General features: G+C 63.1%; 23 protein-coding genes. 12 read left to right on the top strand and 11 right to left on the bottom strand.

Features of this window, described 5'->3' with window-relative positions; translation table 11 throughout:
* Positions 1 to 250: helix-turn-helix domain-containing protein (locus tag BM131_RS13840; RefSeq protein ID WP_139222632.1), on the bottom strand; the 250-nt coding region annotated here is incomplete at its 3' end.
* 122 nt (positions 251 to 372) lie between these two features.
* Positions 373 to 1,152, bottom strand: a complete 780-nt coding sequence (locus tag BM131_RS13835) for an ABC transporter permease (RefSeq protein WP_090190417.1) — start codon at positions 1,150 to 1,152, stop codon at positions 373 to 375.
* Between the two features lie 115 nt (positions 1,153 to 1,267).
* Here BM131_RS13835 and BM131_RS13830 point away from each other — a divergent pair, with 115 nt between their 5' ends.
* Together BM131_RS13830 and BM131_RS13825 are read left to right on the top strand one after the other, a co-directional pair.
* Entirely contained in the window at positions 1,268 to 3,343 is a 2,076-nt protein-coding gene (locus tag BM131_RS13830; RefSeq protein ID WP_090190415.1) for a 4Fe-4S binding protein, read from the top strand.
* On the top strand, positions 3,340 to 4,203 hold the full coding sequence (locus BM131_RS13825) for an FAD:protein FMN transferase (RefSeq protein ID WP_175499344.1): 864 nt from the start codon (positions 3,340 to 3,342) through the stop codon (positions 4,201 to 4,203). The genes BM131_RS13830 and BM131_RS13825 overlap by 4 nt, the downstream gene beginning before the upstream one ends.
* Before the next feature lie 54 nt (positions 4,204 to 4,257).
* Here the strand turns inward: BM131_RS13825 and BM131_RS13820 are convergent, their stop codons facing one another.
* From BM131_RS13820 to pedF, 6 genes are all read right to left on the bottom strand, one after another.
* Entirely contained in the window at positions 4,258 to 5,043 is a 786-nt protein-coding gene (locus BM131_RS13820) for an FAD binding domain-containing protein (RefSeq protein ID WP_090190412.1), read from the bottom strand.
* Between the two features lie 101 nt (positions 5,044 to 5,144).
* Positions 5,145 to 7,508 (bottom strand): xanthine dehydrogenase family protein molybdopterin-binding subunit, encoded by a 2,364-nt coding sequence (locus BM131_RS13815; protein WP_090190411.1) that lies wholly within the window; start codon positions 7,506 to 7,508, stop codon positions 5,145 to 5,147.
* A gap of 108 nt (positions 7,509 to 7,616) precedes the next feature.
* Positions 7,617 to 8,099, bottom strand: coding sequence for a (2Fe-2S)-binding protein (locus BM131_RS13810; protein ID WP_245754253.1), 483 nt, complete (start codon positions 8,097 to 8,099; stop codon positions 7,617 to 7,619).
* Positions 8,100 to 8,124: 25 nt separating this feature from the next.
* Positions 8,125 to 8,646 (bottom strand): SRPBCC family protein, encoded by a 522-nt coding sequence (locus BM131_RS13805; protein ID WP_090190408.1) that lies wholly within the window; start codon positions 8,644 to 8,646, stop codon positions 8,125 to 8,127.
* A gap of 17 nt (positions 8,647 to 8,663) precedes the next feature.
* On the bottom strand, positions 8,664 to 9,566 hold the full coding sequence (locus tag BM131_RS13800; RefSeq protein ID WP_090190406.1) for a substrate-binding periplasmic protein: 903 nt from the start codon (positions 9,564 to 9,566) through the stop codon (positions 8,664 to 8,666).
* The gene (gene pedF / locus BM131_RS13795) at positions 9,566 to 10,258 is read right to left on the bottom strand and encodes a cytochrome c-550 PedF (protein ID WP_090190405.1); all 693 of its coding nucleotides are present in this window, start codon (positions 10,256 to 10,258) and stop codon (positions 9,566 to 9,568) included. Before pedF ends, BM131_RS13800 begins: the two co-directional genes overlap by 1 nt.
* Positions 10,259 to 10,413: 155 nt before the next feature.
* On the opposite strand from pedF, the gene BM131_RS13790 reads away from it, so the two are divergent.
* From BM131_RS13790 to BM131_RS13770, 5 genes are read left to right on the top strand one after another with little or no spacing between them, the layout of a single operon-like run.
* Positions 10,414 to 11,562, top strand: a complete 1,149-nt coding sequence (locus BM131_RS13790) for an ABC transporter substrate-binding protein (RefSeq protein ID WP_090190404.1) — start codon at positions 10,414 to 10,416, stop codon at positions 11,560 to 11,562.
* Between the two features lie 2 nt (positions 11,563 to 11,564).
* Complete coding sequence (locus BM131_RS13785) at positions 11,565 to 12,521, top strand: YVTN family beta-propeller repeat protein (RefSeq protein ID WP_090190402.1); 957 nt, start codon at positions 11,565 to 11,567, stop codon at positions 12,519 to 12,521.
* Positions 12,518 to 13,237 carry an ABC transporter ATP-binding protein gene (locus BM131_RS13780; protein ID WP_090190435.1) on the top strand — a complete coding sequence of 240 codons (720 nt, stop codon included), beginning with the start codon at positions 12,518 to 12,520 and terminating at the stop codon, positions 13,235 to 13,237. Before BM131_RS13785 ends, BM131_RS13780 begins: the two co-directional genes overlap by 4 nt.
* On the top strand, positions 13,234 to 14,022 hold the full coding sequence (locus BM131_RS13775; RefSeq protein ID WP_281245338.1) for an ABC transporter permease: 789 nt from the start codon (positions 13,234 to 13,236) through the stop codon (positions 14,020 to 14,022). The genes BM131_RS13780 and BM131_RS13775 overlap by 4 nt, the downstream gene beginning before the upstream one ends.
* A gap of 3 nt (positions 14,023 to 14,025) precedes the next feature.
* A complete protein-coding gene (locus tag BM131_RS13770) occupies positions 14,026 to 14,565 on the top strand; it encodes an SEL1-like repeat protein (RefSeq protein WP_090190400.1) in 540 nt (179 codons plus the stop codon).
* A gap of 181 nt (positions 14,566 to 14,746) precedes the next feature.
* Here the strand turns inward: BM131_RS13770 and BM131_RS13765 are convergent, their stop codons facing one another.
* On the bottom strand, positions 14,747 to 15,364 hold the full coding sequence (locus BM131_RS13765; protein ID WP_090190398.1) for an ABC transporter ATP-binding protein: 618 nt from the start codon (positions 15,362 to 15,364) through the stop codon (positions 14,747 to 14,749).
* Positions 15,361 to 16,332, bottom strand: coding sequence for an ABC transporter substrate-binding protein (locus BM131_RS13760; protein WP_335641525.1), 972 nt, complete (start codon positions 16,330 to 16,332; stop codon positions 15,361 to 15,363). Before BM131_RS13760 ends, BM131_RS13765 begins: the two co-directional genes overlap by 4 nt.
* A gap of 229 nt (positions 16,333 to 16,561) precedes the next feature.
* Here BM131_RS13760 and BM131_RS13755 point away from each other — a divergent pair, with 229 nt between their 5' ends.
* From BM131_RS13755 to BM131_RS13740, 4 genes are all read left to right on the top strand, one after another.
* A complete protein-coding gene (locus tag BM131_RS13755) occupies positions 16,562 to 18,328 on the top strand; it encodes a PQQ-dependent methanol/ethanol family dehydrogenase (RefSeq protein ID WP_090190395.1) in 1,767 nt (588 codons plus the stop codon).
* 98 nt (positions 18,329 to 18,426) lie between these two features.
* Positions 18,427 to 19,122 carry a LuxR C-terminal-related transcriptional regulator gene (locus tag BM131_RS13750; protein WP_245754252.1) on the top strand — a complete coding sequence of 232 codons (696 nt, stop codon included), beginning with the start codon at positions 18,427 to 18,429 and terminating at the stop codon, positions 19,120 to 19,122.
* A gap of 40 nt (positions 19,123 to 19,162) precedes the next feature.
* Positions 19,163 to 20,317, top strand: a complete 1,155-nt coding sequence (locus BM131_RS13745; RefSeq protein ID WP_425434306.1) for an FIST N-terminal domain-containing protein — start codon at positions 19,163 to 19,165, stop codon at positions 20,315 to 20,317.
* Positions 20,314 to 22,527, top strand: coding sequence for a sensor histidine kinase (locus tag BM131_RS13740; protein WP_090190390.1), 2,214 nt, complete (start codon positions 20,314 to 20,316; stop codon positions 22,525 to 22,527). The genes BM131_RS13745 and BM131_RS13740 overlap by 4 nt, the downstream gene beginning before the upstream one ends.
* Here the strand turns inward: BM131_RS13740 and BM131_RS13735 are convergent.
* On the bottom strand, positions 22,524 to 23,759 hold the full coding sequence (locus tag BM131_RS13735) for a glycerate kinase type-2 family protein (RefSeq protein WP_090190388.1): 1,236 nt from the start codon (positions 23,757 to 23,759) through the stop codon (positions 22,524 to 22,526). The two genes, BM131_RS13740 and BM131_RS13735, sit on opposite strands and share 4 nt — an antisense overlap.
* A gap of 188 nt (positions 23,760 to 23,947) precedes the next feature.
* On the opposite strand from BM131_RS13735, the gene mprF reads away from it, so the two are divergent.
* Positions 23,948 to 26,548, top strand: coding sequence for a bifunctional lysylphosphatidylglycerol flippase/synthetase MprF (gene mprF / locus BM131_RS13730; protein WP_090190387.1), 2,601 nt, complete (start codon positions 23,948 to 23,950; stop codon positions 26,546 to 26,548).
* Positions 26,549 to 26,608 lie beyond the last annotated feature (60 nt).

Here is a 26,608-nt window from a genome sequence, read left to right as displayed (position 1 = left end):
CAAAATCGCTATACTTCTCCCTGACCAACGTCACGGCGAACTCACGCACCGCTGGGTCAATCCAATTGTTGGATTGACGACCACGCGCCTTGTGCCGGATGGCACCAGGACCTCCAGTCTGAAAATCCTTCAGCAACCTATGGACCTGTCGCCGGCTCAATCCCAGCACGTTGGCTGCTGTCACGGCCGTCATCACGCCGCGTGTCACTTGGCTCAGTACTTCAATGCGGTTCAGTTCGCGCTCGCTCATGATCATCAATCCCACGGCCACACTCCAATCCTGCTTGATCAAGAGGGAAGTGTGACACTTCTACTTTGCAGATGTGAGACATTCTAACTTTGCGCGTACAACTGTTTCGCATGCAATACATATTATGTAAAATAGCGCGTCTGGACCGGCTGCCTCCACCGCGTCGCCCGCGCCTCGAGCCGTTGCATGATGCCGTATTCGATTCCCAGCATGACGACGATGAACGACAGGGCATAGGCCATGACGTAAGGCACCTCGAACAGTTGAAAATACAGGTGAATCTGAAAGCCGATCCCGTCGGGACGGCCCAGAAATTCCACCACAAGCACCAGCTTCCAGATGATCGCCAAACCGTTGCGCGCCGCCGATGACAGGTATGGGGCAAGCTGCGGGATCACGACATGACGCAAGCGGTCCAGCCGCGACAGTTTGTAAACCTGCGCCATATCCCGCAGCGGCCGGTCCAGCGCCCGCGCGCCTTCGCGCACCGTGACAATCACCGTTGCGGTCTTGTTAAAGCTGACGGCCACAATGGCAGCCGTCTCGTTCAAACCGATCCACAGATAGCACATCACGATCACGACCAGCGCCGGGATGTTCAGCGCGACGACAACCCAAGGATCAAGCCAGCGGTTCAGCCGCGGCATCGTCCCCAGCATCACGCCCAGCGCCACGCCGATCCCCATGGAAATGCCAAACGCCAGCGCAACGCGCACCAGCGTCGGGACCAGATGATGGGCCAGTTTGCCGTTCAACGCCTCTTGCACCATGATCGCGCCAACCTGCCCCGGCCCGGGAAAGGTGCGCGGCGTCTCAATCCACCACGCCGCCACGGCCCACAGCACAATCAGCGCGGCCAAAGATGCCAGAGTGATCGCGCTTGATGTCAGTTTTGATTGCATAAACGCCCCTCTTGCCCCCACCCTGCGGCCCCTTGCGCGCATGGTCAACGCCGCCTGCCGTCGCCGCGACTTTGGTCCTATGTCGCGGCAGGTGACTTGTTCCTAATCTGCCCGCATGGGTGGAGCCAATCGTTTCTTAGTCTCGTGTCTGCTGATCTGTCTGGCCCTGCTGGCCAGCCCGCGAACCGCCCATGCCCAACTGACCAAGGCAGACCTGACCCCCTTCGTCACACCGCCCTTTTCCATCGGCGAGCCGATCAACGACAAAGGCGTGTGGGAGCTGCTGAACTCTGGCGGTGCCCTTGCCGGCTACGTGTTCGAGACAGAGGAGATGGCACCCCTGCCCGGCTTTTCCGGCGCGCCCATCAACATCTTCGTCATGCTGGACCTGAACGGCACCTTCATCGACGTGCGCCTGATTTCCCATAACGAGCCGATCTTCGTCTCTGGTCTGGGCGAGGCCCCTTTGCGCAAATTCTTCGAACAGTATCGCGGGCTATCAATCAACCAAAGCCTTGTCGTCGGCACGCCCTACGGCGGCGCGGGGGATGGCTCGGCCCTTGTCTATCTGGACGGCGTGACCAAGGCGACGGCCAGCATCCGCATCGCCCACGAAAGCATCCTGGCCGCCACCCGCGCCGTGGCCCGCGAAAAGATGCAAGGTGTCGCCAGCGCCCCGCCCGCCTATCCGAACCCCGACTATTCAGAGGATCTGGACTGGGACGCCTTGATGGCCCAAGGCCTTGTGACCCGCAAAACCGTTCTGAATAGCGACGTCAACGCCGCCTTTGACGGCACGATTTTCGCCAGCGACGACCCAGTTGCACAGGCAGATCCGGACGGCGTCTACCTTGATCTGTACATCGTCGACATCGGCGCGCCGTCCATCGCCGCCGCCGCCCTTGGCCCGCAGACCCTGCGCGAATTGCAGGCGTTCCAGCGCATATCATCCACGGACGAGCCGATCCTACTGATCGACGCGGGTCGCCACGGCCTTGTGTCACCCGATTTCATCCGCAACACATCCCCTGACTGGCTGTCGGCAGAGCAAGACGGTCTGCCCATCGCCCTGCGCGACGCCGATCTGTTCGTCACCCTGTCGCCGCAAGCGCCGACCGGCACGGCGATCATCCTGCGCACAGACCGCCGTCTTGGCTTTGATCCGACCCGCGAATGGACCCTGAACGTCCAAGCGATCCGCGAACACGGCCAGTTCATGCCGCAGATCGGCCAAGCCACCCTTGCCGCGACCCACGTCACCCCGGACCGCTTTTATCTGCGCCCGGTGGAACAGGTCCCCGAAAGCGCCTTTGCCGGGGCCATCCGCAACCGCCAAAGCGATCTGATCGTTCTCGGCGTCTTCCTTGCTGGGCTTTTGTTGATCCTTGGCCCCGGTCAAAAACGCTTTGCCGCATGGGCCGCCTTTACCCCCGTGCGCCTTGGCATCCTTGCCTTCGTGCTGGGCTTTATCGGCTGGTGGGGCCAAGGCCAGCTCAGCATCGTCACCGTCCTTGGCGTCATTCGCACCGGCGTCCTTGGCGGGTCATTCAACTTCCTCGCTTACGACCCCTTCGGTACGCTGGTCTGGATCGTCGCGATCCTTGGTTTCGTGCTCTGGGGCCGCGGCCTGTTCTGCGGCTGGCTTTGCCCCTTTGGCGCACTCCAAGAGTTCGCCCACCACCTTGGCCGCCTGCTGCGCCTGCCCCAGTGGGAGGTATCGCGCGCATGGGATCAGCGCCTGAAATGGATCAAATACGTCCTGCTCGCTGGCCTGATCGCGACCATTTTCATCGCGCCAGACAGCACCGACAAGGTGGCGGAAATCGAGCCGTTCAAAACCGCCATCACCGTGTTTTTCGTGCGCGATTGGTACTACGTCCTCTATGCCGCCTTCTGGCTGATCCTTGGCATGGTGACGTTCAAGGGCTTTTGCCGCTACGTTTGCCCGCTGGGCGCGTTCATGGCGATCGGCGGCATGATCCGCACACGCAGCTGGATTCCGCGCCGCGCGGACTGCGGGTCGCCCTGCCAACTGTGCAAGGTGAAATGCAAATACGGCGCGATCAAACAGACGGGCGAAATCCAATACGACGAATGCTTCCAATGCCTTGACTGCGTCACGATCCACGACGACCCCGCGCAATGCGTGCCGCTGATCCTTGCGGCCCGCGGCAAAAGGAAAGCCGCATGAAGCGCCGCCGTTTCCTGACCCTGACCGCTGCCGCCCTTGCGATACCGCGCGGCGCGCGCGCCTCAAGCTGGCAAGGGACCGCCCTTGGGGCCGATGTGTCGATCACGCTGACGGGACGCGGGTCGCAGGACGCCCTTGCAGGGGTGCGCCAGACCTTGGCCCGGATCGAAGGGCTGTTCAGCCTTTACACGCCGTCCGCCCTGACGCAGCTAAACACACAGGGCATCCTGCCCGCGCCGCCCGCTGATTTCACAGCCCTGTGCCAGATCATCAGCCGGGTCCACGCGCTGACCGGCCGCCGCTTTGATCCGACCGTACAGCCCCTATGGACCGCCTTGGCCACAGGCACTGATCCCCGCGCCGCCCGCGCCTTGATCGGCTGGGACCGCGTGACGCTCTCGCCTGACCGTATCACCCTTGCCCCTCATCAAGCGCTCACCTTCAACGGCATCGCCCAAGGCTTCGCCACCGATATCATCACGGCCGAACTCGCCGCCGCAGGCTTCACCCACGCTCTGATCAACATCGGCGAATACCGCGCCTTGGGCGGCCCATGGCACATCGGCATCGCCGATCCCGCAGCAGGCCAAATCGCGCAACTGGCGCTGACCGGCCAAGCCGTCGCGACATCCAGCCCCGCTGCAATCATGGCCGGGAATACGCCCCACATCCTGTCCCCCGCAGGCCATCCGCCGCTGTGGTCCACCGCCAGCGTCACCGCGCCCAGCGCCGCGCTGGCCGACGCGCTATCGACTGCGTTCTGCCTGATGGACCGCGCGGCGATTACCCAAACCCTCGCCCAGTTGCCCGGCACAGAGGCGCGTTTGGTCGACATGGACGGCAACCTCAGCCGCGCATAAAAAAGCCCCCGGTGCGGGTGGGCACCGGGGGCTTTTTACCGTCTAACGCTAAGCTTACTTCGCGTTTTTCACCGCCCGCTTTGCCATCACGCTGCACAAATGCGCGCGGTAGGCCTTGTCACCATGCAAGTCGGCAATCATCGGGCTGGAGTCCATGGCGATGCCGTCCAGCGCCTCTGGCGTAAAGTTCGCGCTCAGCGCCTCTTCCGCTGCGGTCCAGCGGAACACGCCTTCGCCTGACGCACCCGTGATCGCCACCCGTACGCCGTCTGCAAACTTGGCGACAAAGACCGCAACAAGCGGAAAGCGGGACGCGGGCTGGATGAACTTCTCATAGCAGGCCACTTGCGGGACCGGGAACTTCACCTCGATGATGATCTCGCCCTCGTCCAGCGCGGTGTCGAACATGCCTAGGAAATAGTCATCCGCCGCAATCTCGCGCCGGTCGGTCACGATCACCGCACCAGAGGCAAGTACACCCGCCGGATAGCACGCCGAAGGGTCGTTATTGGCAAGCGATCCGCCAATGGTGCCGCGCGTGCGCACCGCCGGATCACCAATACGGGCTGCCAGCGACGCCAGCGCCGGATAGCCGGACGCGCCGTCTGCCACTGCCCGGTGCACCGTCGCGCCCTTGATACAGATCCGCCCATCGCCGTCGGTGCTGATCCCCTTCAACTCTGGAATATTGTGCAGGCTCACCAGCTTCTCTGGGTCCGCCAGCCGCGCCTTCAGCGTCGGGATCAGCGTCTGCCCGCCGGACAATGCCTGTCCGCCGTCCGCAATCGCCGCCTTGGCCGCATCAAGCGTCGTCGGCCGTTCAATCTCGAATGCATACATGATGTCTCATCCTTATCCTGTGAACCAAAACCCGGGTCCCCCCTTCTTCTGGTTAAAAATACCTCGGGGTCCGGGGCAGCGCCCCGAACACCCTCTCATCCTTACTGCATCGCAGCCCAAACACGGCTCGGCGTCAGCGGCATGTTGATATGCGCCACCTTCTTGCCGGGACCAGAGTTAATGGCATCCAGCACCGCGTTGACCAGGCTAGGCGGCGATCCAATCGCCCCTGCCTCGCCGCAGCCTTTCACACCTAGCGGATTATGCGTGCACGGCGTCTGGCAGGAATGATCGACCGTATAGAACGGCACATCCCCTGCCCGCGGCATCGCATAGTCCATATAGGACGCGCTCAGCAGCTGGCCGTCGCTGTCATAGGCGCAGCCTTCCATCATGGCTTGGCCGATGCCTTGGGCGATGCCGCCGTGGACTTGGCCTGACACGATCATCGGGTTGATGATATTGCCAAAGTCATCCGCGGCGCAGAAACGCTCGATCTTCACATGGCCCGTTTCGGGGTCCAGCTCGACCTCGCAGGAATACGCGCCCGACGGGTAGGTAAAGTTCGCCGGATCGTAAAACGCCGTCTCCTCTAGCCCTGGCTCGATATCCGTCAGCGGATAGTTGTGTGGCACGTAAGCGGCCAAGGTTACATCGCCCCAAGCCACGGATTTATCCGTGCCCGCGACGCTGAACCGTCCGTCCTTCAGCTCGATATCACCCTCAGAGGCTTCCATCAGGTGGGCCGCGATCTTCTTGGCCTTGTTGATCACCTTTTCAGCCGCGCGGACCATCGCCGATCCGCAAACCGCCAAGGACCGCGACCCATAGGTCCCCATGCCAAACGGGATCTTTGATGTATCGCCATGCACGATGTCGATTTGATCCTCGGGGATGCCGATCATCTCGGAAATCACCTGCGGGAACGACGTCTCGTGGCCCTGCCCGTGGCTATGCGCGCCGACCATCACAGAAATGGACCCCGTCGCATTCACCCGCACCGTGGCTGCGTCATACAGACCCGCCCGTGCGCCAAGCTGCCCCACAAGGTTCGACGGCGCGATGCCGCAAGCCTCGATATAGCAGTTCACGCCCAGACCGCGCAGCTTGCCTTTGGCTTCGCTTTCGGCGCGGCGCGCGTCAAAGCCCGCAAAGTCCGCAATGTCGATCAGCTTGTCCATCGTGGCATGATAATCGCCGGTGTCATATTCCACCGCCACAGGCGTGGCATAGGGGAACTCGGTGATAAAGTTCTGACGGCGCAGGGCAATCGGATCAACGCCAAGCTCGTGCGCGGCCATATCGATGACCCGCTCCAGCTGGAACGTCGCTTCTGGCCGGCCCGCACCGCGATACGCGTCGACAGGCACGGTATTGGTAAACACGGCCTTCACGTTCACATAGATATGCGGCGTTTTATAGTTGCCCGCCATCAGCGTGCCGTGCAGCCAAGTCGGCGTGCAGGACGCAAAGGTGCTTAGATAAGCGCCCATATTGGCATAGGTCTCGGTGCGCACAGCAACAAAGTTGTTCTCCGCGTCCAGCGCCAGCTCGATCTTGGTCACGTGATCGCGGCCATGAGCATCGGACATAAAGGCTTCCGACCGGGTGCTGGTCCACTTGACCGGACGGTTCAGCGCCTTGGCAGCAAAGGTGACAAAGGCCTCTTCTTGATAGTGGAAGATTTTGGTGCCAAAGCCGCCGCCCACGTCAGGGGCCACGACCCGCAGCTTATGCTCTGGGATGCCCAGCACGAATGCGCCCATCAACAGACGGATCACATGCGGGTTCTGCGAGGTCGTGTGCAGCGTGTGGAAATCGTCAGCGCGGTTATACTCGCCTACTGCGACCCGCGGCTCCATCGGGTTGGCGATCAGGCGGTTGTTCACCAGCTCTAGCGTGGTGACATGCGCCGCGCCCTTAATCGCGTCATCCACGGCCTGACGGTTCTCCTCAACAAAGCCCCAGTCATAGCACAGGTTGCCGGTCAGATCGTCGTGCACCTTTGGCGCATCCGCGCCAATCGCGTCCTTCATATCAATGACGGCTGGCAGCGCATCGTAATCCAGCACGATGGCCTCGGCCGCATCGCGTGCCTGCGCCAGTGTGTCTGCGACGACTGCGCAAATCGGCTCGCCGACATGGCGGATTTTGCCATGGGCCAGCACCGGGTGGCGCGGCTCTTGCATCGGATCGCCATGGCGGTCCGTGATCAGCCAACCGCAGGGGATCGACCCCACCGCCTCAAAGTCCGCGCCGGTAAAGATGCGCTGCACGCCCGGCATGCCTTCGGCTGCCGAGGTATCAACCCCGTTCAGCACCGCATGGGCCACATCCGCACGCAAGAAATGCACATGCAGCTGGCCGTAAATATTGATGTCGTCGGTATAATTCCCCGTGCCGGTCAGAAACCGCACGTCCTCGCGCCGCTTGCTGCTCGCGCCAATTCCACTGTCCTTGGGCATCTTAAGCTCCTCTCCCCGCAGGACCGGGCGTCGCCGCCTCTCCCCCTGCTTCTTCTGGTCAAAAATACCTCGGGGTCCGGGGCAGAGCCCCGGTCCTCCCCCCGAAAATTACTCTGCCGCCAGCGCTGGCATCTCTTGCCCGCTTGCCGCCATGATCGCCTTGATGATGTTGTGGTAGCCCGTGCAGCGGCAGATGTTGCCGTCTAGGTGATGCCGGATTTCGGCCTCGGTGGGCTTGGGGTTGTCTTTCAACAGGCTCGTCGCGGCCATGACCATACCCGGGGTGCAGAATCCGCACTGCAAACCGTGATAGTCTTGGAATGCCTGCTGCACCGTCGACAACGTGCCGTCTGGTGCCGCAACACCCTCGATCGTTGTGATCTTCGCGCCCTCGGCCTCTGCTGCGAAAATCGTGCAGGCCTTCACCTGCGCGCCGTCGACATGCACGGTGCAGGCACCGCACTGGGACGTGTCGCAGCCCACGTGGGTGCCTGTCAGGTGCAGACCTTCACGCAGGAAATCCACCAGCAACGTCCGGCCTTCGATGTCGCCAGACACCGCGCGGCCGTTCACCTCCATTGATACTTTCATTCGCTTTCCTCCCCTTCGCGTTTCTTTAATCTTTACTGCCGATCAGGCGTTTCACCCAACCTTTTTTCTCTTCTGCTGGCGCGTCGGCTGCGGGCGCATCTTCGCCGCCGCCTTCGACCACTTTTTTGAAGTCATCGAAAAACTGGTCCGCCATTTTGGACGCAAAGCTATCGATCAAGCGGCTGCCCAGCTGGGCGATCTTGCCGCCGACCTTGGCGTTCACGTCATAGGACAGCAGCGTACCGGTCTCGGACGGCGTCAACACGACGTCCGCCCCGCCAGAGGCGAAACCAGCGGGGCCGCCTTTACCTGCACCTGCGATGGTCAGGCTATAGGGCGGCTTCATGTCGGATAGGGTGACTTCACCCTTAAAGGTGGCCTTCACCGGGCCGACCTTTTGCACCACGGTCGCGGTAAAGCCGTCATCGGCATTGCCGTCCATTTCGGTGCAACCGGGCACGCATTGGCGCAGCACGTCGGCGTCCAGCAGGGCGGCCCAGACCGCCTGAGGCGGGGCGGCGATGTCGCGTTCGTCTTTAAGTTCCATGGTGTATGCTCCGGGTATTAGCGCAAAGGCGCGTCAAAGGTCAGACCGTGTGCGGCAAAGATTGCCGCGATACGGCCATCAATCAGGGCGGCGCGGATCGCATCGTCGACCGCATAGCCAAGGTAGCGGTAGCGGGTGTGCACGGCTAGGCCGATTGTCCATGTGCCCACAGACAGCCCCGGCAAGGGGGGCTGGTGCAGATCCCCAGCCTCTGTCAGCCCCGCTTGCAATTGTGCGCGCGGGCCTGAGACGGCCATAACTTCGCCATCCGCCATCCCCTGCATGGCAAGGGCGACGGTGGGGTAATGGGCGATCTTGGGGATCAGCATGCCGTTGCCGATAGAGGCGAGGTAGAAATCCGCAATGGTGTCATTTTCCACGCCGACGGTGTCATAGCGAAAATAGGCAGGCACGGGCGGATCATCAGGATAATCCGCCTTATTGTAGGCGATCGCGATGCTTTCCTTGGCATATTGCCCGGTAAAGACAACCTGATCGACGCGGCAGGCAAAGTTCACGTCATAGGGCACATGCAACATCACGTTATTGACGGTGCCCCCCGTGGGCGGGCCCTGCCAGATATAGTTGCGCAGGTCCGCCTCGACCGTCTCGCCTGCGGGCAGCAGGTCAAAGCGGGCTTTGACGCCAAGTGTGTCTGCGATCAACTGGCCGATTTCGATATCGACGCCGACGGGCTGACCGTCTTGCAGATAGGACCAAGGCGGAAAGTTTTCATAGGCGGCAAAGGTGATCAGGTCGCGCGCCAGAATGGTGTCCAGATCCTGACCGACAATGTCGCGGCTGGCGTTCTGCGGCCGCGCCTCTGGCACGTAGCCTTCGCAGGCGGCAAAAGCGGGCGCGGTCCAGCCCAGCGCCAGACAGGTCAAGCCGGCCAAAGCAAAGGGGGACCGCGCTGTCATCAGTTGTGGACCGACAGACCGACGGTCAGCGTTTCCGCTGCGACGGCGTAGGATGCGGGTGTGCCGTCCAGCTGTTCGGATGCGCGGTACGCCACGCTGTCAGCGATGGGTGCGCTGGACAGGGTCGGGATGCGGGCCGCGATTTCGTCCAGCTTTGCCTTCATCGCAGGCTCGTCCGGGGTGCCTTCGCCCTTGGCCCACAGCGCCAGTTCGTCGCGCAATTCTTTCAGCGCCGGGCTTTCCGTCATGACGGCCTGATCGTCGGGCCGCGTTTCGACGTAAGTGCGGATCGCCCAAGCGGTTTTCTGGCTGAGCACATCAGCGAAGGCGGGCATCTTGGTGATGCCGTCCTGCGTCATGCCGTGCTGGAAGCGTTCAGCGAACCATTCGTCGTCGTAATCCGACGCCTCTAACATGCGCAGATCGGGGGCAAGCCCGCCAGAGATCGCGCCAAGACCGTGGCAGCGCGCACAGTTCTGGGTATAGGCGCTTTCGCCCACTTCGATCGCGCGGGTCCAGACGTCGTGGTCTGCGGCGCGGTACGGATTTTCCGCCAGCCAGTCTTCGCCGACGTCGGGCAGACCGGCGTTATCAACCTCTGTGATGCCAAGCGGTAGGCCTGCGGCAAAAGCGGTGCCAGCCATGACGGCAAAGGCGGCGGCCAGCGCGTGGCGCGGTGTGCGAAGTGTCATCGGTCTCTCCTCCCAGATGCGTTACGGTTGACTTAAACCCAAGCATCGCCTGATCGGTATTGGACCTTTGTGCCATGCCTTTGGGGAGGGCGACCTTGGTCGTATGCCGCGCGGCGCAAACCCGGTGCTAGGGTCCGGGTCAGGGGGAGTGCGTCATGCTGAAATGGTGTCTGGTTACAGGTCTTATGTGCTGGGCTGGCGTGGCTGCGGCGCAGGTCGATGTGGCCGTGACATACCTGCGGCTGGACGATCGCAAACCGCCCACCTTGTCCGATATTGACCCCGATCCGGCAGACCTTGGCATCGCAGGCGCGCAGCTGGGGCTGGCGGATAATGCGACGACGGGTCAATTTCTGAACCACACTTATGGGCTGACAGAGGTGGTTGCCGCGACGCAGGCCGATTTGCTAGCCGCTAGTGCGGGCGCTTCTGGGCTGGTTGTCGTGCAGGCCCCCGCCGCGACGGTGTTGGCCATCGCAGATGCCCTGCCCGGCGCGCTGGTGTTCAACGCGGCCGCCGCTGACGATTCGCTGCGCGGGACGGATTGCCGCGTGAACCTGCTACATACGGCCCCCAGCTATGCGATGCGCGCCGATGCCTTGGCGCAGTTTCTGGTGACAAAACGCTGGACCGATGTGGCGCTGGTCACGGGGCCCGCGCCCGCTGATCTGGGCTTTGCCGATGCGCTGCGGGGTAGTGCGGAAAAGTTCGGTCTGCGCTTGCGGGGCGATGCGCCTTGGGGCTTTACCGGCGACATCCGGCGCACCACAGGGGACGAGGTGCCGAGCTTTACTCAAAAGCTGGGCGATTTTGACATGCTGCTGGTCGCGGATGAAATCCACGATTTTGGCCGCTATTTGAATTACAACACATGGGAGCCGCGCCCAGTTGGCGGGTCCGAAGGGCTGACGCCTGTTGCTTGGTCCCCGGTCGTTGAACAATGGGGCGCGCAGCAGTTGCAAAGCCGGTTCCGGGACGCTGCGGGACGCGGCATGCGTCCGGTGGATTACAGCGCCTGGGCCGCCCTGCGCGCGATCGGTGAAGCGGTGACGCGCACCGGGTCCAATGATCCAAAGATTTTGCGCAGCTATCTGCTGGGGCCGGAATTCACGCTGGCGGGCTTTAAGGGGCGCGCCTTGTCATTCCGCGCGTGGAACGGGCAATTGCGCCAACCAATCCCGCTGGTCGATGCGCGCGCCGTCGTCGCGACGGCCCCGCTAGAGGGGTTTTTGCACCCTGTCACAGAGCTTGACACGCTGGGCGGCGACCGCCCGGAATCCACCTGCACTGCCTTCGGAGAATGACAATGAGAACGCTTGCCCTGCTGGCCTTGATCGCGACCCCCGCCGCTGCGGACGAGATTTGGGTGACGAACGAGCGTGACGACACGATCAGCGTCATTGACGCCGACACGTTGCAGGTCACCCGCACGATCAACGTCGGAGAGCGGCCGCGCGGGATCACCTTTGCGCATGATTACTCGGTCGTGTACGTCTGCGCGTCAGCCAGCAATGCGGTGCAAGTCATTGACCCCGAGACTGGAGAGATTTTGCACGACCTGCCGTCGGGCGAGGACCCGGAGCAGTTCGTGCTGCACCCCGATGGCAAGCACCTGTATATCGCCAACGAGGATGATGCGATCACGACCGTGGTGGACGTCGAAAGCCGCACAGTCGTCGCCCAGATCAGCGTCGGGATCGAGCCGGAGGGCATGGCCGTCAGTCCCGACGGCAAGACTGTGATCACAACGTCAGAGACCACGAATATGGCGCATTGGATCGATACGCAAACGCAGACGATCTATGCCAATACGCTGGTGGACAGCCGGCCGCGCGATGCCAATTTCGTCAAGGATGGCAAAGAGTTGTGGGTCAGCGCAGAAATCGGCGGCACGGTGACGGTGTTTAACACGGCGGACCAGACAGAGCTGTCAAAAATCCGGTTTGAAATCCCGGGCGTGCTGCCAGAGCTGATCCAGCCTGTGGGCTTTGTGCTGACGGAAGATGAGAAAACCGCATTTGTCGCGCTTGGCCCGGCAAACCATGTCGCGGTTATCAACGCGGATACCTACGAAGTCGAACGCTATATCCTGACGGGCCGCCGGGTCTGGCACATGGCCTTTAACGCGGATGAAACCAAGCTGTTCACCACCAACGGCGTCAGCAGCGATGTGACCGTGATCGACGTGGCCGACGAGGCGGCAGAGACCACGATTGCGGTCGGCCGCTTTCCGTGGGGCGCGGCGCTGCGGGTGACGGATTGAACGGGCTGGACGTCAGCGGCGTCAGTTTCGCCTATGGCGAAAAGCAGGCGCTGCGGGACGTCAGCTTTACCGTGGCTCCGGGGCGGTTTTGCGCCTTGCTGGGGCCGAACGGCGCAGGGAAATCGACCCTGTTTTCGCTGCTGACGCGGCTGTTCACCACGCGGGATGGGACGATTAAAATCGCAGGGCATGATCTGGAAACAGACGCCCGCGGGGCAATGGCGCGAATTGGCGTGGTGTTTCAGCAAAGCACGCTAGACCTAGACCTGAGCGTGCGGCGCAACCTTTTGTATTTCGCTGCCCTGCACGGGCTTGGCGGCGCGCAGGCGGCGCGGCGGGTGGATGAGGTGCTAGAGGTGATGGATATGGGCACGCGTGCGCGGGAACGCGCCCGCGATCTGAACGGCGGGCACCGCCGCAGGCTCGAGATCGCACGCGCCTTGATGCATGATCCGGCGGTGCTGCTGCTGGACGAGCCGACGGTGGGGCTTGATGCCGCGTCGCGGGCGGGGATTGTGGATCATGTGCACCGCTTGTGCGCGGATCGCGGGCTGACGGTGTTCTGGGCAACCCATCTTACGGATGAAGTCTGGCCAAGCGATCAAGTGCTGATCCTGCATCAAGGGCGGATTTTAGCGGATGAAACATGTGCTGATTTGACCCAAGATACGGATCTGCGCGATGTGTTTTTGATCATGACACAGGTCGCGGCGTGATCTGGTGGATCGCCCTGCGTGCGATTATGGCGCGCGAGGCGCTGCGCTTTGTCCAGCAGCGGGCGCGGTTTGTGGCGGCGCTAGTGCGGCCCCTGATCTGGCTGCTGGTCTTTGCCGCAGGTTTTCGCGCGGCGCTGGGGCTGGCGATCATCCCGCCCTACACGACCTATATCAGTTACGAGACCTATATCGTGCCGGGATTGTGCGGGATGATCCTGCTGTTCAACGGCATGCAGTCGTCGCTGTCCTTGGTCTATGACCGAGAGATGGGGTCGATGCGCCTGCTGCTGACCGCGCCCCTGCCCCGCTGGTTTATCCTGTCGGCCAAGCTGGTCGCGGGGGCGGCGATGTCGGTCCTGCAGGTCTATGCGTTTTTGGGGATCGCGGCGCTGTTCGGGATCACGTTAAAGCCTTGGGGCTATGTCGCGGCCTTGCCTGCGCTGGCGATCACCGCGCTGATGCTGGGGGCCTTGGGGCTGGCGTTATCAAGCCTGATCAAACAGTTAGAGAATTTCGCGGGGGTGATGAATTTCGTCATCTTCCCGATGTTTTTCCTGTCCAGCGCGCTGTACCCGCTGTGGAAAATGGCGGAATCGTCGCAATTGCTGTATAGGCTGTGTGCGGTGAACCCGTTCACCCACGGGGTAGAGCTGGTGCGCTTTGCGCTTTACGCCCAGTTCAATGCGCCCGCGCTGGGATGGACGGTTTTGGCGCTGGCGGTGTTCATGACGGCTGCGCTGCGCGGGTATGATCCGGCGCGCGGGATGATGACCAAGAAGGGATAAGCGATGCGGTTCATACTTGCGATTGCGATACTGCCGGGGCTGGCGTTTGCGGGCCCTGCCGTGCCCGAAGACTTTGGCACGACGAACCCCGAAGAGTTGACGATGAACAAGGTGCTAGAGGATATCGCCGCCGGACGCACCACAATGACGAACTGCGCGGCGGGCTATCTGATGACGAAATCAGGCCGCCATGGCGCGGCGCGGCAGACCTTTGGGGCCTGCGCGGATGACGGTTATACTGGGGCGATGACCTGGATGAGTTACCTGGATAACAACGGTTTCGGCGGGGATTATGACCCTGACGCTGCCGCCGCATGGGATCGAAAGGCCGCCGAGGCTGGCGATCCGGTCGGGCAATTTAACTATGGTCTATCGCTGCTGCGCGGCTATGGCGCGGCGCAAGACGAAGCCGCGGGGCGGGCGCTGATTGATGCGGCGGCCGGGACCGGGCTGCCGATTGCGCAGCGGTTGCAAGCGGCGGGGTATGATCCCGAAGAGGTGACGCCCGATGCGGACAACTGGCGCTATGCGCCGATGAACTGACACCTGCGGGCGGGGCGGTTTTCGGTGAGAGGCCCGCAAAGAAGGGGGCCAGCCCCCCGTCCCTGCGGGACGCCCCCCGCGGTATTTTTGACCAGAAGAAGGGTGCGGCCCTGCCTTTAGGAGAGGGTAAGTGAGGGCCAGCCCCCGCGCCCCCGGTATATTTGGGACGAGAAGAACGGGACTAAGCGGGCTGCGGGGTGAGTGCGGTGATCTGCGCCGGCGTGCCGGACAGGGTCAGGGTGCGGGTCGCGAGGCGGCGGGCTTCATCCGGGGCGTGGGTGACGATGACGGTGGCCATGGCGCGGCGGCTGGCGAGGGACTGGAACAAAGTCATCATCTCTGACGCGGCCTTCGCGTCGAGGGAGACGAAGGGTTCGTCCAGCAGCATCAGCCCCGGATCGCAGGCAAAGGCGCGGGCGAGTGCGAGGCGGCGTTGTTGGCCGAGCGAAAGCTGGTCCGGGTAGCGGTCTACAAAGGCGCCGAGGCCGACGTCAGCGAGGGTTTCTGCGGCTTTATCCGCGGTGACTTTGGCGGCGATTTCGATGTTTTGCTGGGCCGTGCGCCAGCGCAGCAGGGTTGGTTCCTGAAAAACAAAGGCGGTGCGGGCTGTCACATCCCGCGTGCCGGGGGCTGGGGTCAGCCCCGCGAGGATGCGCAGGAGTGTGGATTTACCGATGCCGGAGGGGCCTGTGAGGGCGATAACCTCGCCCTTTTGGACCGCCAACTTGACTGGGCCAAGAACCGGGGTCCCCCCATAGGAGAACCCCGGCAGATCAAGGGTGGCAACGGCGCTGGTCATTCAGCGGGCGGGGTATAGAACAGACCGTCCGGCAGGCTGGTGACATCGCCGACCAGTTCGGTGCCGCCAAGGTCCGCCATCAGTTGCAGCATTTTGTCGGCGGCAGCGGTGTCGACGGCGCCAGCCGCCGGGGTGCCTGCGTTAAAGCCGTCTTGCAGGGCGAGGAATTGGGCGTCGTCATCGACGCGCATCCGGTCCCGCAAGCGGTCCCATGCTGCGGGGTCGCTGGCGAGTTTGGCTTTCGCCGCGATGCTGGCCTTTGCCATGCCAGCGACCAATTCGGGATGATCGCGCAGCATGTCGCCGCGCATGACGTAGCCCAGCAGCGGCGTTGCGGGGTCTAGGCCCAGGGCGGCGGCGGCGGTATCGACAGAGATCAGCTCGCGCATGCCGGCGGCCTTCATCTTGGCGATGAAGTGCCAAAAGTTGATGGCGCCGTCGACTTCACCCGTGGTGCCTGCGTTCATGATCAGAGGCGGCGCGCCGAAGACTTGTTCGGTTTCTGCCGCCAGATCAAAGCCGTATTCCTGCTGGGCATAGGCGCGCAGGATGATCCAGCTTTTGTCCAGCTGGCCCCCGGCGATGCCGACTTTTTTACCCTTCATGTCCTCTAGCGTCTGGGCGGTGCTGCCTTCTGGCACCAACATGCCGCCGACGGCGCGGGAATAGGGAATGAAGATGAAATCTTCGCCAGCCGCGCGTTGGCGGGCGACCCAGATCCAGTCGCTGACGATCATATCGACCGCGCCGCCTTGGAACGCAATCTGCGCAGCGTCGCCGCCAGCCATGCCCTGCACGTCGAGGGTGAAGCCGTTTTCGGTATCAAGCCCGTAGTGCTTGATCGTGTCGAGTTCCCAATTCACCGTGCCCGATTCCTGCACGGCGGCGCGAATCGTGGCGTCTTGGGCCGCTGCCATGCTTGCGGTTGCGGCCCATGCGGCCATTGCGACTGCTGTATAAAATTTCACGTGTGGATCCCCCTTATTTGAGCCCAGCTTATAGGGTCATTCGCTGCGGGGAATAAGACCAAAGGAGTGGTTTACGCGGGCCAGCGACGCAATGGCTGCGCGACTACGACCATGGTGTCATTTCGCCGCAGCATGATCGCGCGGATAGTAAGCCTTAGGTCTTACCCTGCGTCACCGGCGCGGCAAAGGCCGGGGAGTGACGCGACACATCAACAGGGAGGACAAGCGGATGAATAGGTTCATTACCGCCGCAACGGCCATGATCATGGCCGGCACGATGGCGCAAGCGCAGGTGACCGAAGAGGACATCGCCAACGACGCCACGATCACCACGCAGGTCGTCACCAACGGGATGGGGCGCACATTGCAGCGCTATTCGCCGCTGGAGACGCTGAACAAGGAAAACGTCGCCAATCTGGTGCCGGCTTGGGCATTCTCGCTCGGCGGGGAAAAGCAGCGGGGCCAGGAAACCCAGCCGATCGTTTACGACGGCATGATGTATATCACCGGATCGTATAGCCGCATTTATGCGGTCGATCTGAAGACCGGCAAGGAAGTCTGGCAATATGATGCCCGCCTGCCAGAGGGCATTCTGCCCTGCTGTGACGTGGTGAACCGCGGTGCGGCGATTTACGGCGACAACATCTTTTTCGGCACGCTGGATGCGCGCATGGTCGCGCTGAACCGCAAGACGGGCGACGTGGTCTGGAACCAAAAGATCGCAGATTATAAGGCCGGCTATTCCTATACCGCCGCCCCGATCATCGTGAACGGTCTGGTCATCACCGGTAATTCGGGCGGTGAATTCGGCATCGTCGGCGAAGTGCAGGCGCGCAACGCCGAGACCGGAGAGATCGTCTGGACCCGTCCCATGATTGAGGGTCACATGGGCACGCTGAACGGCGAAGAGTCCACCATGACCGGAGAGCTGAACGCGACTTGGCCCGGCGATATGTGGAAGACCGGCGGCGGGGCCACATGGCTTGGCGGATCGTATGATATTGACACCGACACGCTGGTCTTTGGCGCGGGCAACCCGTCGCCTTGGAACAGCCACCTGCGCGGTGCAGGTGCGCCGACCGAAGGCAACACCGGCGATAACCTTTATGCGGCGTCCCGCGTTGGCATCGATCCGGCCACCGGAGAGATCAAGTGGCACTATCAGACCACGCCGCGCGAAGGCTGGGATTATGACGGCGTGAACGAAGTCGTCGCCTATACCGACCGCGAGGGGAACAAGCGCTTTGGCTCTGCCGACCGGAACGGGTTCTTTTATGTGCTGAACCGCGAGGATGGTGCGTTTGTCTCTGCCGATCCGTTCGTGACGCAGATCAGCTGGGCATCCGGCATCGACGACACAGGCCGCCCGATCTTTAACGAAGACAACCGTCCCGGCGATCCGGCGGCTGCTGCTGATGGCGCGAAGGGAGAGACTGTCTTTGCCGTGCCCGGTTTCCTTGGCGGCAAAAACTGGAACCCGGTGTCCTATAGCCAGAACACCGGCAACTTCTATATCCCGTCGAACGAGTGGGGCATGGATATCTGGAACGAGCCTGTGACCTACAAGCAAGGCGCGGCCTACCTTGGCTCTGGCTTTACCATCAAGCCGCTGTACGAGGATTATATCGGTAGCCTGAAGGCGATGGACCCCGACACCGGCGAGATCAAGTGGGAGTTCAAGAACCCTGCTCCGCTATGGGGCGGCGTGATGTCGACGGCGGGCGGTCTGGTGTTTACCGGCACGCCAGAGGGCGAATTTATCGCCTTTGACGACGAGACAGGCGAACAGCTGTGGTCGTTCCAGACGGGGTCCGGCGTTGTCGGTCAGCCGATCACCTGGGAAGACGACGGCGAGCAGTATGTCGCGATCATGTCCGGCTGGGGCGGCGCTGTGCCGCTGTGGGGCGGCGAAGTCGCGCAGACGGTCAGCTACTTGAACCAAGGCGGTATGCTGTGGACGTTCAAGCTGCCGCGTCAGTTCGCCCAAGCTAACTAAGCCAACTGGGGGCGCGCCGATCTGGTGCGCCCTTTTTCCGTCTGAACGCACTTGCCGCGTGGCGGCTGCTGCGTCACCTTGGCGGTAAAGGAACTGCTATGAGCATTGATCCAAACCTTCCCTTCGGCGCGGGTGCGCGCGCCATGATCATCGACGATCATCCGCTGTTCTGTGACGCGCTGCGCCTGACCCTGCGGGCTGTGACGGGGATTGAAGAGATCAGCGCGTTTGAACGGCTCGACCCTGCCTTGGCCGCTGTGCAGGCCGGGCCGGTGCCGAATGTGATCGTGCTGGATTTGAACTTGCCGGATGTGACCGGCCTTGATGGGTTGATCCGGCTGCACCGGTCCGTGCCGCAGGTGCCGCTGGTGGTGGTATCGTCGATGGCCGATCACCGCATTATCTGCGCCGCGATCCGGGCGGGGGCTGCGGGCTTTGTCCCCAAACATTCCCAACGCGACACCTTTCGCACAGCATTTCAAACGGTTGCGGCGGGCCAGACCTATTTGCCCGACGATATCGACATGACCGAAGGCGCCGATGTGCCTGTGACGGACCGCGAAGACGCTTTGGCGCGGCTGGGCCAGTTGACGCGGCAGCAAGGCACAATCCTGCAACTGATCTGCGAGGGCAAGCTGAACAAGCAGATCGCCTATGACCTGTCGATCGCGGAAACCACCGTCAAGGCGCATGTCACGGCGATTATGCGCAAACTTGGCGTGCAAAGCCGCACGCAGGCGGTGCTGATCGCGCAAGAAGCCAGCTACTCCAGCCTGTTGCAAAAGGCACCCTAACGCGGCAAGCTGAGGGTTCCTTGGGAGGGGAACATCCGTGATTTTGGCCAGTGAAGCTGTGCCGTCCGAACTGGTGCGCCGCGTGCATGTGGCAGAGCCGGGGCCGGACGCCGTGCAAGACATTTGCAAGGGGCTGGGGCCAGGTCCGCTGTCGCTGGTCGCGGTGTTTGCCGCGCCGGGGGGCGACTTTGCCGCATTGATCGCGGGGCTGTCGGCGGCGCTGGACGGGGCCTGCATCATTGGCTGCGTGACGGCGGGTGAAATCTTTGGCGGCTATCAGGATGGCGGGATTGTCGCCATTGCCCTGCCCGCCAGCCATTTTGAAACCGAAACCGTCCTGATCCCCGACCTGAACGCACTGAACCCCGACGCCACGGTGCGCGACATCATCCGCCGCCGCGCGGCGCTGACGGCGACGGCGCCGCATTGGCAGAACGAATTTGCCATCCTGTTGGTGGACGGGCTGTCGCGGCGCGAAGACGCGGTCGTCGCCATGGTCATGCACGGGCTGGGCCAAGTGCCGCTGTTTGGCGGATCGTCGGGGGATGGCACACGTTTTGCCAGCACCGCCGTCGCCTATCAAGGTCGGGTGATGCCCGATGTGGCGGTCCTGACCTGCGTGCGCACGATCTGCCCCGTGAAGGTGTTCAGCCTAGACAACCTGACACCGACCGAACGGCGCATGGTCGTGACCCGCGCCGATCCAGAAGCGCGGATCGTCCACGAGATCAACGCAGAGCCCGCCGCCAGCGAATACGCCCGGCTGCTGGGCAAGGATGCGGGGCAGATGGATACCTTTACCTTTGCCGCCCACCCCGTCGTTGTACGCTTTGGCGGGCACCACCATGTGCGCGCGATCCAGCGGGTGACCGACGACGGCGCGCTGGTGTTCTTTTCCGCCATCGACGAAGGCATGGTGCTGACGCTGGCCACGGCAGAGCCGATGGCAGGGCATCTGGAAAGCCAGTTTGCAGCGCTTTCTGCGCAGGCGGTGCCGGATACGATCATCGCCTTTGACTGCATCCTGCGCCGGATCGAGGCAGAGCAAAAGCAACAAGGCGGCGCGGTCAGCCGCGTGCTGGCAGATCATAACGTCGTCGGCTTTTCGACATACGGCGAGCAATACAGCGGGCTGCATATCAACCAAACCATGACCGGCGTGGCGATCTATCCACCGGGGGCCGTGGTGACATGACGACAGAGTCGCTGATCAATCCGGCTGACAGCACGCTGCGGCAGAATGAAAAACTGCTGACAATCTCGGCTGCGCTGATCCGGCGGGTCGAGCAGATGAACAACGATTCCGACGCCGCCTATGCGCAGTTTCAGCGGGCCGTCCTGCTGGAAGACACCGTGCGCGCCCGCACGCGGGAATTGGAACACGCGCTGGAACTGCTGAACCAGTCCAACGCGGAACTGGCAGAGGCCAAGCGCACCACCGACACCGCCCGCCGCGATCTGTCCAACGCGATTGAGACGATTGGCGAAGGCTTTGCCCTGTTTGATCCCAGCGATGTCATGGTGCTGTGTAACAGCCGTTTTGCAAGTGCGATCACCGGGGTCGTGCCGCAGCTGAAACCGGGCATGACCTTTGCGCAATATGTGCATCTGGTGTCGCGCAGCCCCAGCCTGCGCCTGCCAGAAGGCGTGAGCCCCGATGATTGGGTCGCCCAGCGCACCCTGCGACACGGCGACGATCAGGTCGTGTTCAACGTGCATATGACCGGCGATCGCTGGCTGCAGGTGTCAGAGCAGCGCACGCCGGACCGGCAGACCGTGATCATGCAAACCGATGTGACCGATATCATCCGGCTAGAGCGTGAAGAGCGGTCCCGCATGATGGACGACCACACCGCCCTGATCCGCGCGACGCTGGATCACATCCATCAGGGGGTGTGCATTTTCAACGGCGACAACCGCTTGGTGGGCTGGAACAGTCAGGTCGCGGGAATGCTGTCGCTAAAGCTGGCGCAGTTTCGGGTTGGGGCGGATTTCGACTTTTTGTTTCGGCGGTTGCAGGACGAAGTGCGCATCCAGACGGGCACCCGCCCGGCAGAGATCCTCGCTTGGGTCCAGCGCCCCGGAGCCCGCCCGCCCTTGCGGTTCGAAGTCCGGCAGCGGCAGGGCAAGGTGTTTGACATCTTTGCGCAGGACATGCCCGACCGGGGCTTTGTGATCAGCTTTACCGATGTAACCGCCGAACGGCAGGCCGCAGAAAAGCTGCGCGCCGCCAATGACTTGCTAGAGGCGCGGGTCGAGGCGCGGACGGCAGAAATCGCCGTGGCTTTGGCCGATGCGGAACGGGCGAATGCGTCGAAATCCCGCTTTGTCGCCGCCGCCAGCCATGATCTGCTGCAACCGTTGTCGGCGGCAAAGCTGTATTGTGCCTCGCTCGCGGATGACACGCTGGCACCGGGGCAGCAAAACGCGCTGTCAAAGGCGTTGTCGGCGCTGGGGTCCGTTGAGGAGATTATCGGCGCGCTGCTGGATATCAGCCAGCTTGACAGTGGCAAGGCGCCCGTGCGGCTGAGCGCCGTTGATCTGGGGCGGATCCTGCGCCAATTGGGCGACGAGCTGCGCCCGGCGGCCAGCGCCAAGGGGCTAGAGCTGCGGATCAGGCCCAGCACCGCGATGGTGCAGACGGACGCCAGCTATTTGCGGCGGATTTTGCAGAACCTGATCGGCAACGCGATCCGCTATACCGAGGCGGGGCGTATCCTTGTCGGCACGCGGGTCAGCGGCGACGGGGTCCGGATCGAGGTGTGGGACACCGGTCCCGGCATCCCCGAGGTCGAGCAAGAGAATATCTATAAGGAATTTCACCGCATTGATCCGGTGGCCAATACCGGGAACGGGCTTGGCCTTGGGCTGGCGATTGTGGAACGGGCTTGCGCCTTGCTGGATCACCACCACGGCATGCGCACGGCGGTGGGGCGCGGCACCTGTTTTCATCTGACCGTGCCCCTAGTCCCTGCCCTGTCCCGCGATCCCGCAATGCTGCCAGAGCGGGTGCCCGAGGCCGGCGTCGATATGGCGGGTCAGATCGTGCTGCTGGTTGAACCGGACGCTGCGATGCGCCGGGCGCTGGCGGCGTTGATGGAGCGGTGGGGCGTGCAAGTTCTGGATGTTGCAAGCGGCGTTGAGGCGGCGGCGCTGCTGTCAGAGATCGAACTGACGCCGGACGCGATGTTGCTGGGCGATCCCGCAGATGACAGCGTGGCGGGGCTGGCCTTGATCGCGGGCTTGCGCGCGCAATTCGGCCCGATCCCCTGCCGCCTGCTGACCGCAGACCGCGCACCGGGCATCGGGGCTGCCTGCGCTGCCGCTGGCGTCAGCCTGTTGCAGCGGCCCGTTGATCCGGCGGCGTTGCAGTTTTTCCTTAGGGCCGTGCGGGTGCCGACCTAAGCCTCTATCAAGATGGCCCGCAGATCGTTCACATTGGTCAGGGTTGGTCCGGTGATGACTTGGGTGCCCAGCGCCTCGAACACGGCGTGGGCGTTGTTGGCATCAAGTTGCGCACGCGGATCAAGGCCGAGGCCCTGCATGTGGGTGAGCGTGTCCGGGCCGATGGTCGCGCCTGCGATATCTTCGATCCCGTCGATGCCATCGGTGTCCCCCGCCAGCGCGTGAATCTTGCCGTGGCCGTTCAAGGCGATGGCCAGCGCGAGCAGGAATTCCACGTTACGCCCGCCGCGCCCTTTGCCGCGCAGGGTGACGGTCGTCTCTCCGCCCGACAACAGGATGCAGGGCGCGGAAAAGGGCACACTGTTGGCTGACACGCTGGTGGCGATGGCGCCAAGAGTGCGGGCGACATCGCGGGATTCGCCCTCTATCGCGTCGCCAAGGATGTGGCAGGGGATGCCCTGCATTTGCGCAACGGCAGCCGCAGCTTGCAAGGCAATGAGCGGCGAAGAGATCAGGTGATAGCTGGCCCCGGCAAGGCGCGGATCATCCGGCTTGATGCTTTCAAACAGATGCGGCGCGGTGATGCCGTAGCGGTCAAGGATCGCCTGCGCATCGCCGCAGGTGGTCGCGTCCCCGACCGTGGGGCCAGAAGCGATGACAGCGGGATCGTCGCCGGGCACATCGGAGATCGCCAGCGTGACGATGCGGGCGGGGTGGCAATGAGCTGCCAAGCGGCCACCTTTGACGCCGGACAGGTGGCGGCGGACGGTGTTCATCTGACCGATGTCCGCGCCGCTGGCGAGCAGGGCCGCGTTCACCGCCTGCTTTTCCGCCAGCGTCATGCCGGGGGCCGGATCGACCAGCAGGGCAGAGCCGCCGCCAGAGATCAGGCAGATCACCAGATCATCGGCGGTCAGATCAGCACAAAGCGCCCAAAGTTCAGCCGTGGCGGCCTGCCCCGCGGCGTCGGGCACGGGATGAGAGGCTTCGCGCACCGTGATCCGGTCGCAGGGCACGCCGTGGCCGTAGCGCGTGATGACAAGGCCGGACAAGGGACCGGGCCAGCGATCCTCGACCGCGCGGGCCATGGCGGCGGCGGCTTTGCCTGCGCCAATGACGATGGTGCGCCCTTTGGGCGGCGGCGGCAGGTGGGGCGGCACGCAAAGCGCGGGCTGGGCGGCGGCCACGCCTGCGGCAAACATGGCGCGTAGCAGTTCGGTCTGGTTCATCATGCCTCCGGCAACGGTTGCGCGCAGGCTAGGCGATGGCTGCGGGGAGGTCTAGCGCACGCGCAGATCGCGGCGGTGCATGTTGCGAACGCGGCGCGGCCAATACCTTGCCTTTCGGGGCAATCGCGCAGAGTCTGACCGCTTGACCGCTACCGCGCGGGCGCGCATCACCCCCGCAACAGGAGACAGCCATGTCAGACAGCGACACGCCGCAACGGTCCGGGATAGTAAGCGCGGTCCTGCAGTGGTCCGGCTGGCGACTTGTCGTGCCGCTGGTGATCATGTTGATCGCGCTGATCGTGCTGCGCGACCTGAGCCGCGATATCAGCCCCGGCGATCTGCGCCGCGATTTGGCCGGCTATGGCTGGGAACGGATCGCGCTGTCGATTGGCGCGATGGGGATCAGTTATCTGGCGCTGGCGCTATATGATCCGATCATCCTGCGCAGCCTGAGGGTCGAGAATATGCCCGGCTATGTGCCGGTGCTGACGGGCGTCAGTTCCATGGCCGTGTCGAACCTGCTGGGGTTTTCGTGGCTGACGGGCGGCGCGATCCGCTACCGGATTTATGCCGCCTTTGGCGTTGATATCGCCACGGTGGCCAAGCTGATTGCGACGTCTTGGCTGGCGTTCCTGCTGGGGCTTTTGGTGCTGCTGGGCGGGTTATTTGCGTTCCATCCCACGGGGCTCAGCGGCGTGATCCACCTGCCGGACGGGTCAGAGCTGCTGGTCGGTTGCGCAATCCTTGCCGGGGTCGCGGGCGTGTTGATCTGGACCGCGCGCGGGCCCAAGACGGCGTCTTGGCGGTCGGTGTCTGTCACCTTGCCCGCTGCGAAACAAATGATCGTGCTGATGGGCATCGCGCTGATTGATCTGACAGCAACGGCGCTGACGCTTTATGTGCTGTTGCCCCCTGATCTGGCGCAGAACTTTGTGCTGTTTTTCGTGCTGTTTATCGGGGCGCTTGGCCTTGGTGTGGTCAGTCACGCGCCGGGCGGCCTTGGCGTGTTCGAGGCGGCGATTATCGCGGGCCTTGGCGGCACGGGGCGGTCTGATCTGCTGGTCGCGCTGGTGTGCTACCGCGTGATTTATACGGTGCTGCCGTTTGTGATTGCGGTCGTCGGATTGGCGGCGGCTTGGGGCCTTGCGAACCGGGACAAGGCCAGCGCGGCGCATGCGACCTTGCTACGCGCGACGCAGCCGATCGTGCCGATCCTGTCGGCGGCGCTCGCGCTGCTATCGGGGGCGGCGCTGTTGCTGCGGGGCGATCTGCCCGCCGTCGGAGCCCGCGCCTTACTAGAGGATCTGTTGCCGCTGGGTCTGGTTGAAACATCGCACCTGCTGGCGAGCGTGGCGGGGGTTTTGCTGCTGATCGTCGCGCGGGGGCTTTATCGGCGAATGGCGCGGGCGTGGTTCATTTCGATGGCGCTGCTGGCCTCAGGGCTGGTGTTATCGCTGCTGAAGGGGGCAGAGCTGGAAAATGCCATGGCCCTTGCGCTGGCGCTGGCGGTGCTGTGGTCGTTTCGCAGCGCGTTCTACCGCGTGGGTCTTGGGTCTGCGCTGCGGCTGAATATGCGCTGGCTGATTAGTGTGGCGTTATTGGTGGTCGGGATCACGTGGATCGGATTTTTCGCCTATCGCAACGTGACGTATAGCGATGCGATGTGGTGGCAGTTTGCGTGGAACGGCGATGCACCGCGATTTTTGCGGGCGACAATTGCGGTGACGGTGGTGCTGATCGCTGTAGCGCTGAACAGCCTGATCAGCCGGTCCAATACACGGCTGATGCCCGAACCAATCCCAGATGTCGTGCGCCGCCTGACCAAGGCCAGCTATGATACAGAGGCCGCGCTGGCGCTGACCGGCGACAAGCGGTTCCTGATTGCGCCGGGGCAAGACGCCTATCTGGCCTATGCCGACACCGGCGCCAGCCTGATCGCCAAGGGTGATCCTGTCGGCGATCCAGAAGCGGGTGAAGCGTTGATCTGGGCGCTGCGTGATCAAGCCGACCGCATGGGGCGGCGCTGCGCGTTTTATGCGGTGCAGACGCATTATCTGCCGACCTACATTGATCTGGGCCTATCCGTCGTCAAGATCGGAGAGATCGCCCGCGTCCCGCTGGCGGGCTTTTCACTGGACGGGGCCAAGCGCAAAGATTGGCGCCACGCGAAGGCGCGGGCAGCGCGTGATGGCTACGCCTTTGCGATCATTCCGGCGGCGCAGGTTCTGGATCACTTGGGCGCGTTGCGCGCTGTGTCCGACACGTGGCTAGCGCTGAAATCGGGATCGGAAAAGGCCTTTGCCCTTGGCGCGTTTGATCCGGCGTATTTGTGCAACTTTGACCATGCGGTGCTGCGCCACGTTGAAACCGGGCGCATCGCGTCCTTTGCCACCCTGTTGCGCAGCGGCACAGGGGCAGAGGTTGCGATTGACCTGATGCGCTATGATCCTGCCACCACGCCCGCCGCGATGGACGGGCTGTTTGCGGATATGATGCTGTGGGCGCGGGACGCGGGGTATACGTGGTTCTCGCTTGGTGCGGCCCCGCTGGCAGGGCTAGAGAACCGCAAGCATGCGCCCGTCTGGAACCGGGTCGGCGGGTTCATCTATACCCACGGCGAGCGGTTTTATAAGTTTGAGGGCCTGCGCAGTTTCAAGCAAAAGTTCGATCCGGTCTGGTCGCCCAATTACCTTGCCAGCCCCGGCCGCATGGACGCGGCCCGCACGCTATACGAGGTGAATACGCTGATTTCGGGGGGCATGAGTGGCGTGATCCGGCGCAAGCGCGATTGATGGGTTAATTGGATCGGTCCGGGCAAGCCCGGACCGATCCGCGGGGGCGCTGCCCCCACC

Origin of the sequence: Loktanella salsilacus (assembly GCF_900114485.1) — a bacterium.
Classification (GTDB): Bacteria; Pseudomonadota; Alphaproteobacteria; order Rhodobacterales; family Rhodobacteraceae; genus Loktanella; species Loktanella salsilacus.
Note: the sequence above shows the minus strand (reverse complement) of the source record. Positions and strands in the feature narration are given on the sequence as shown.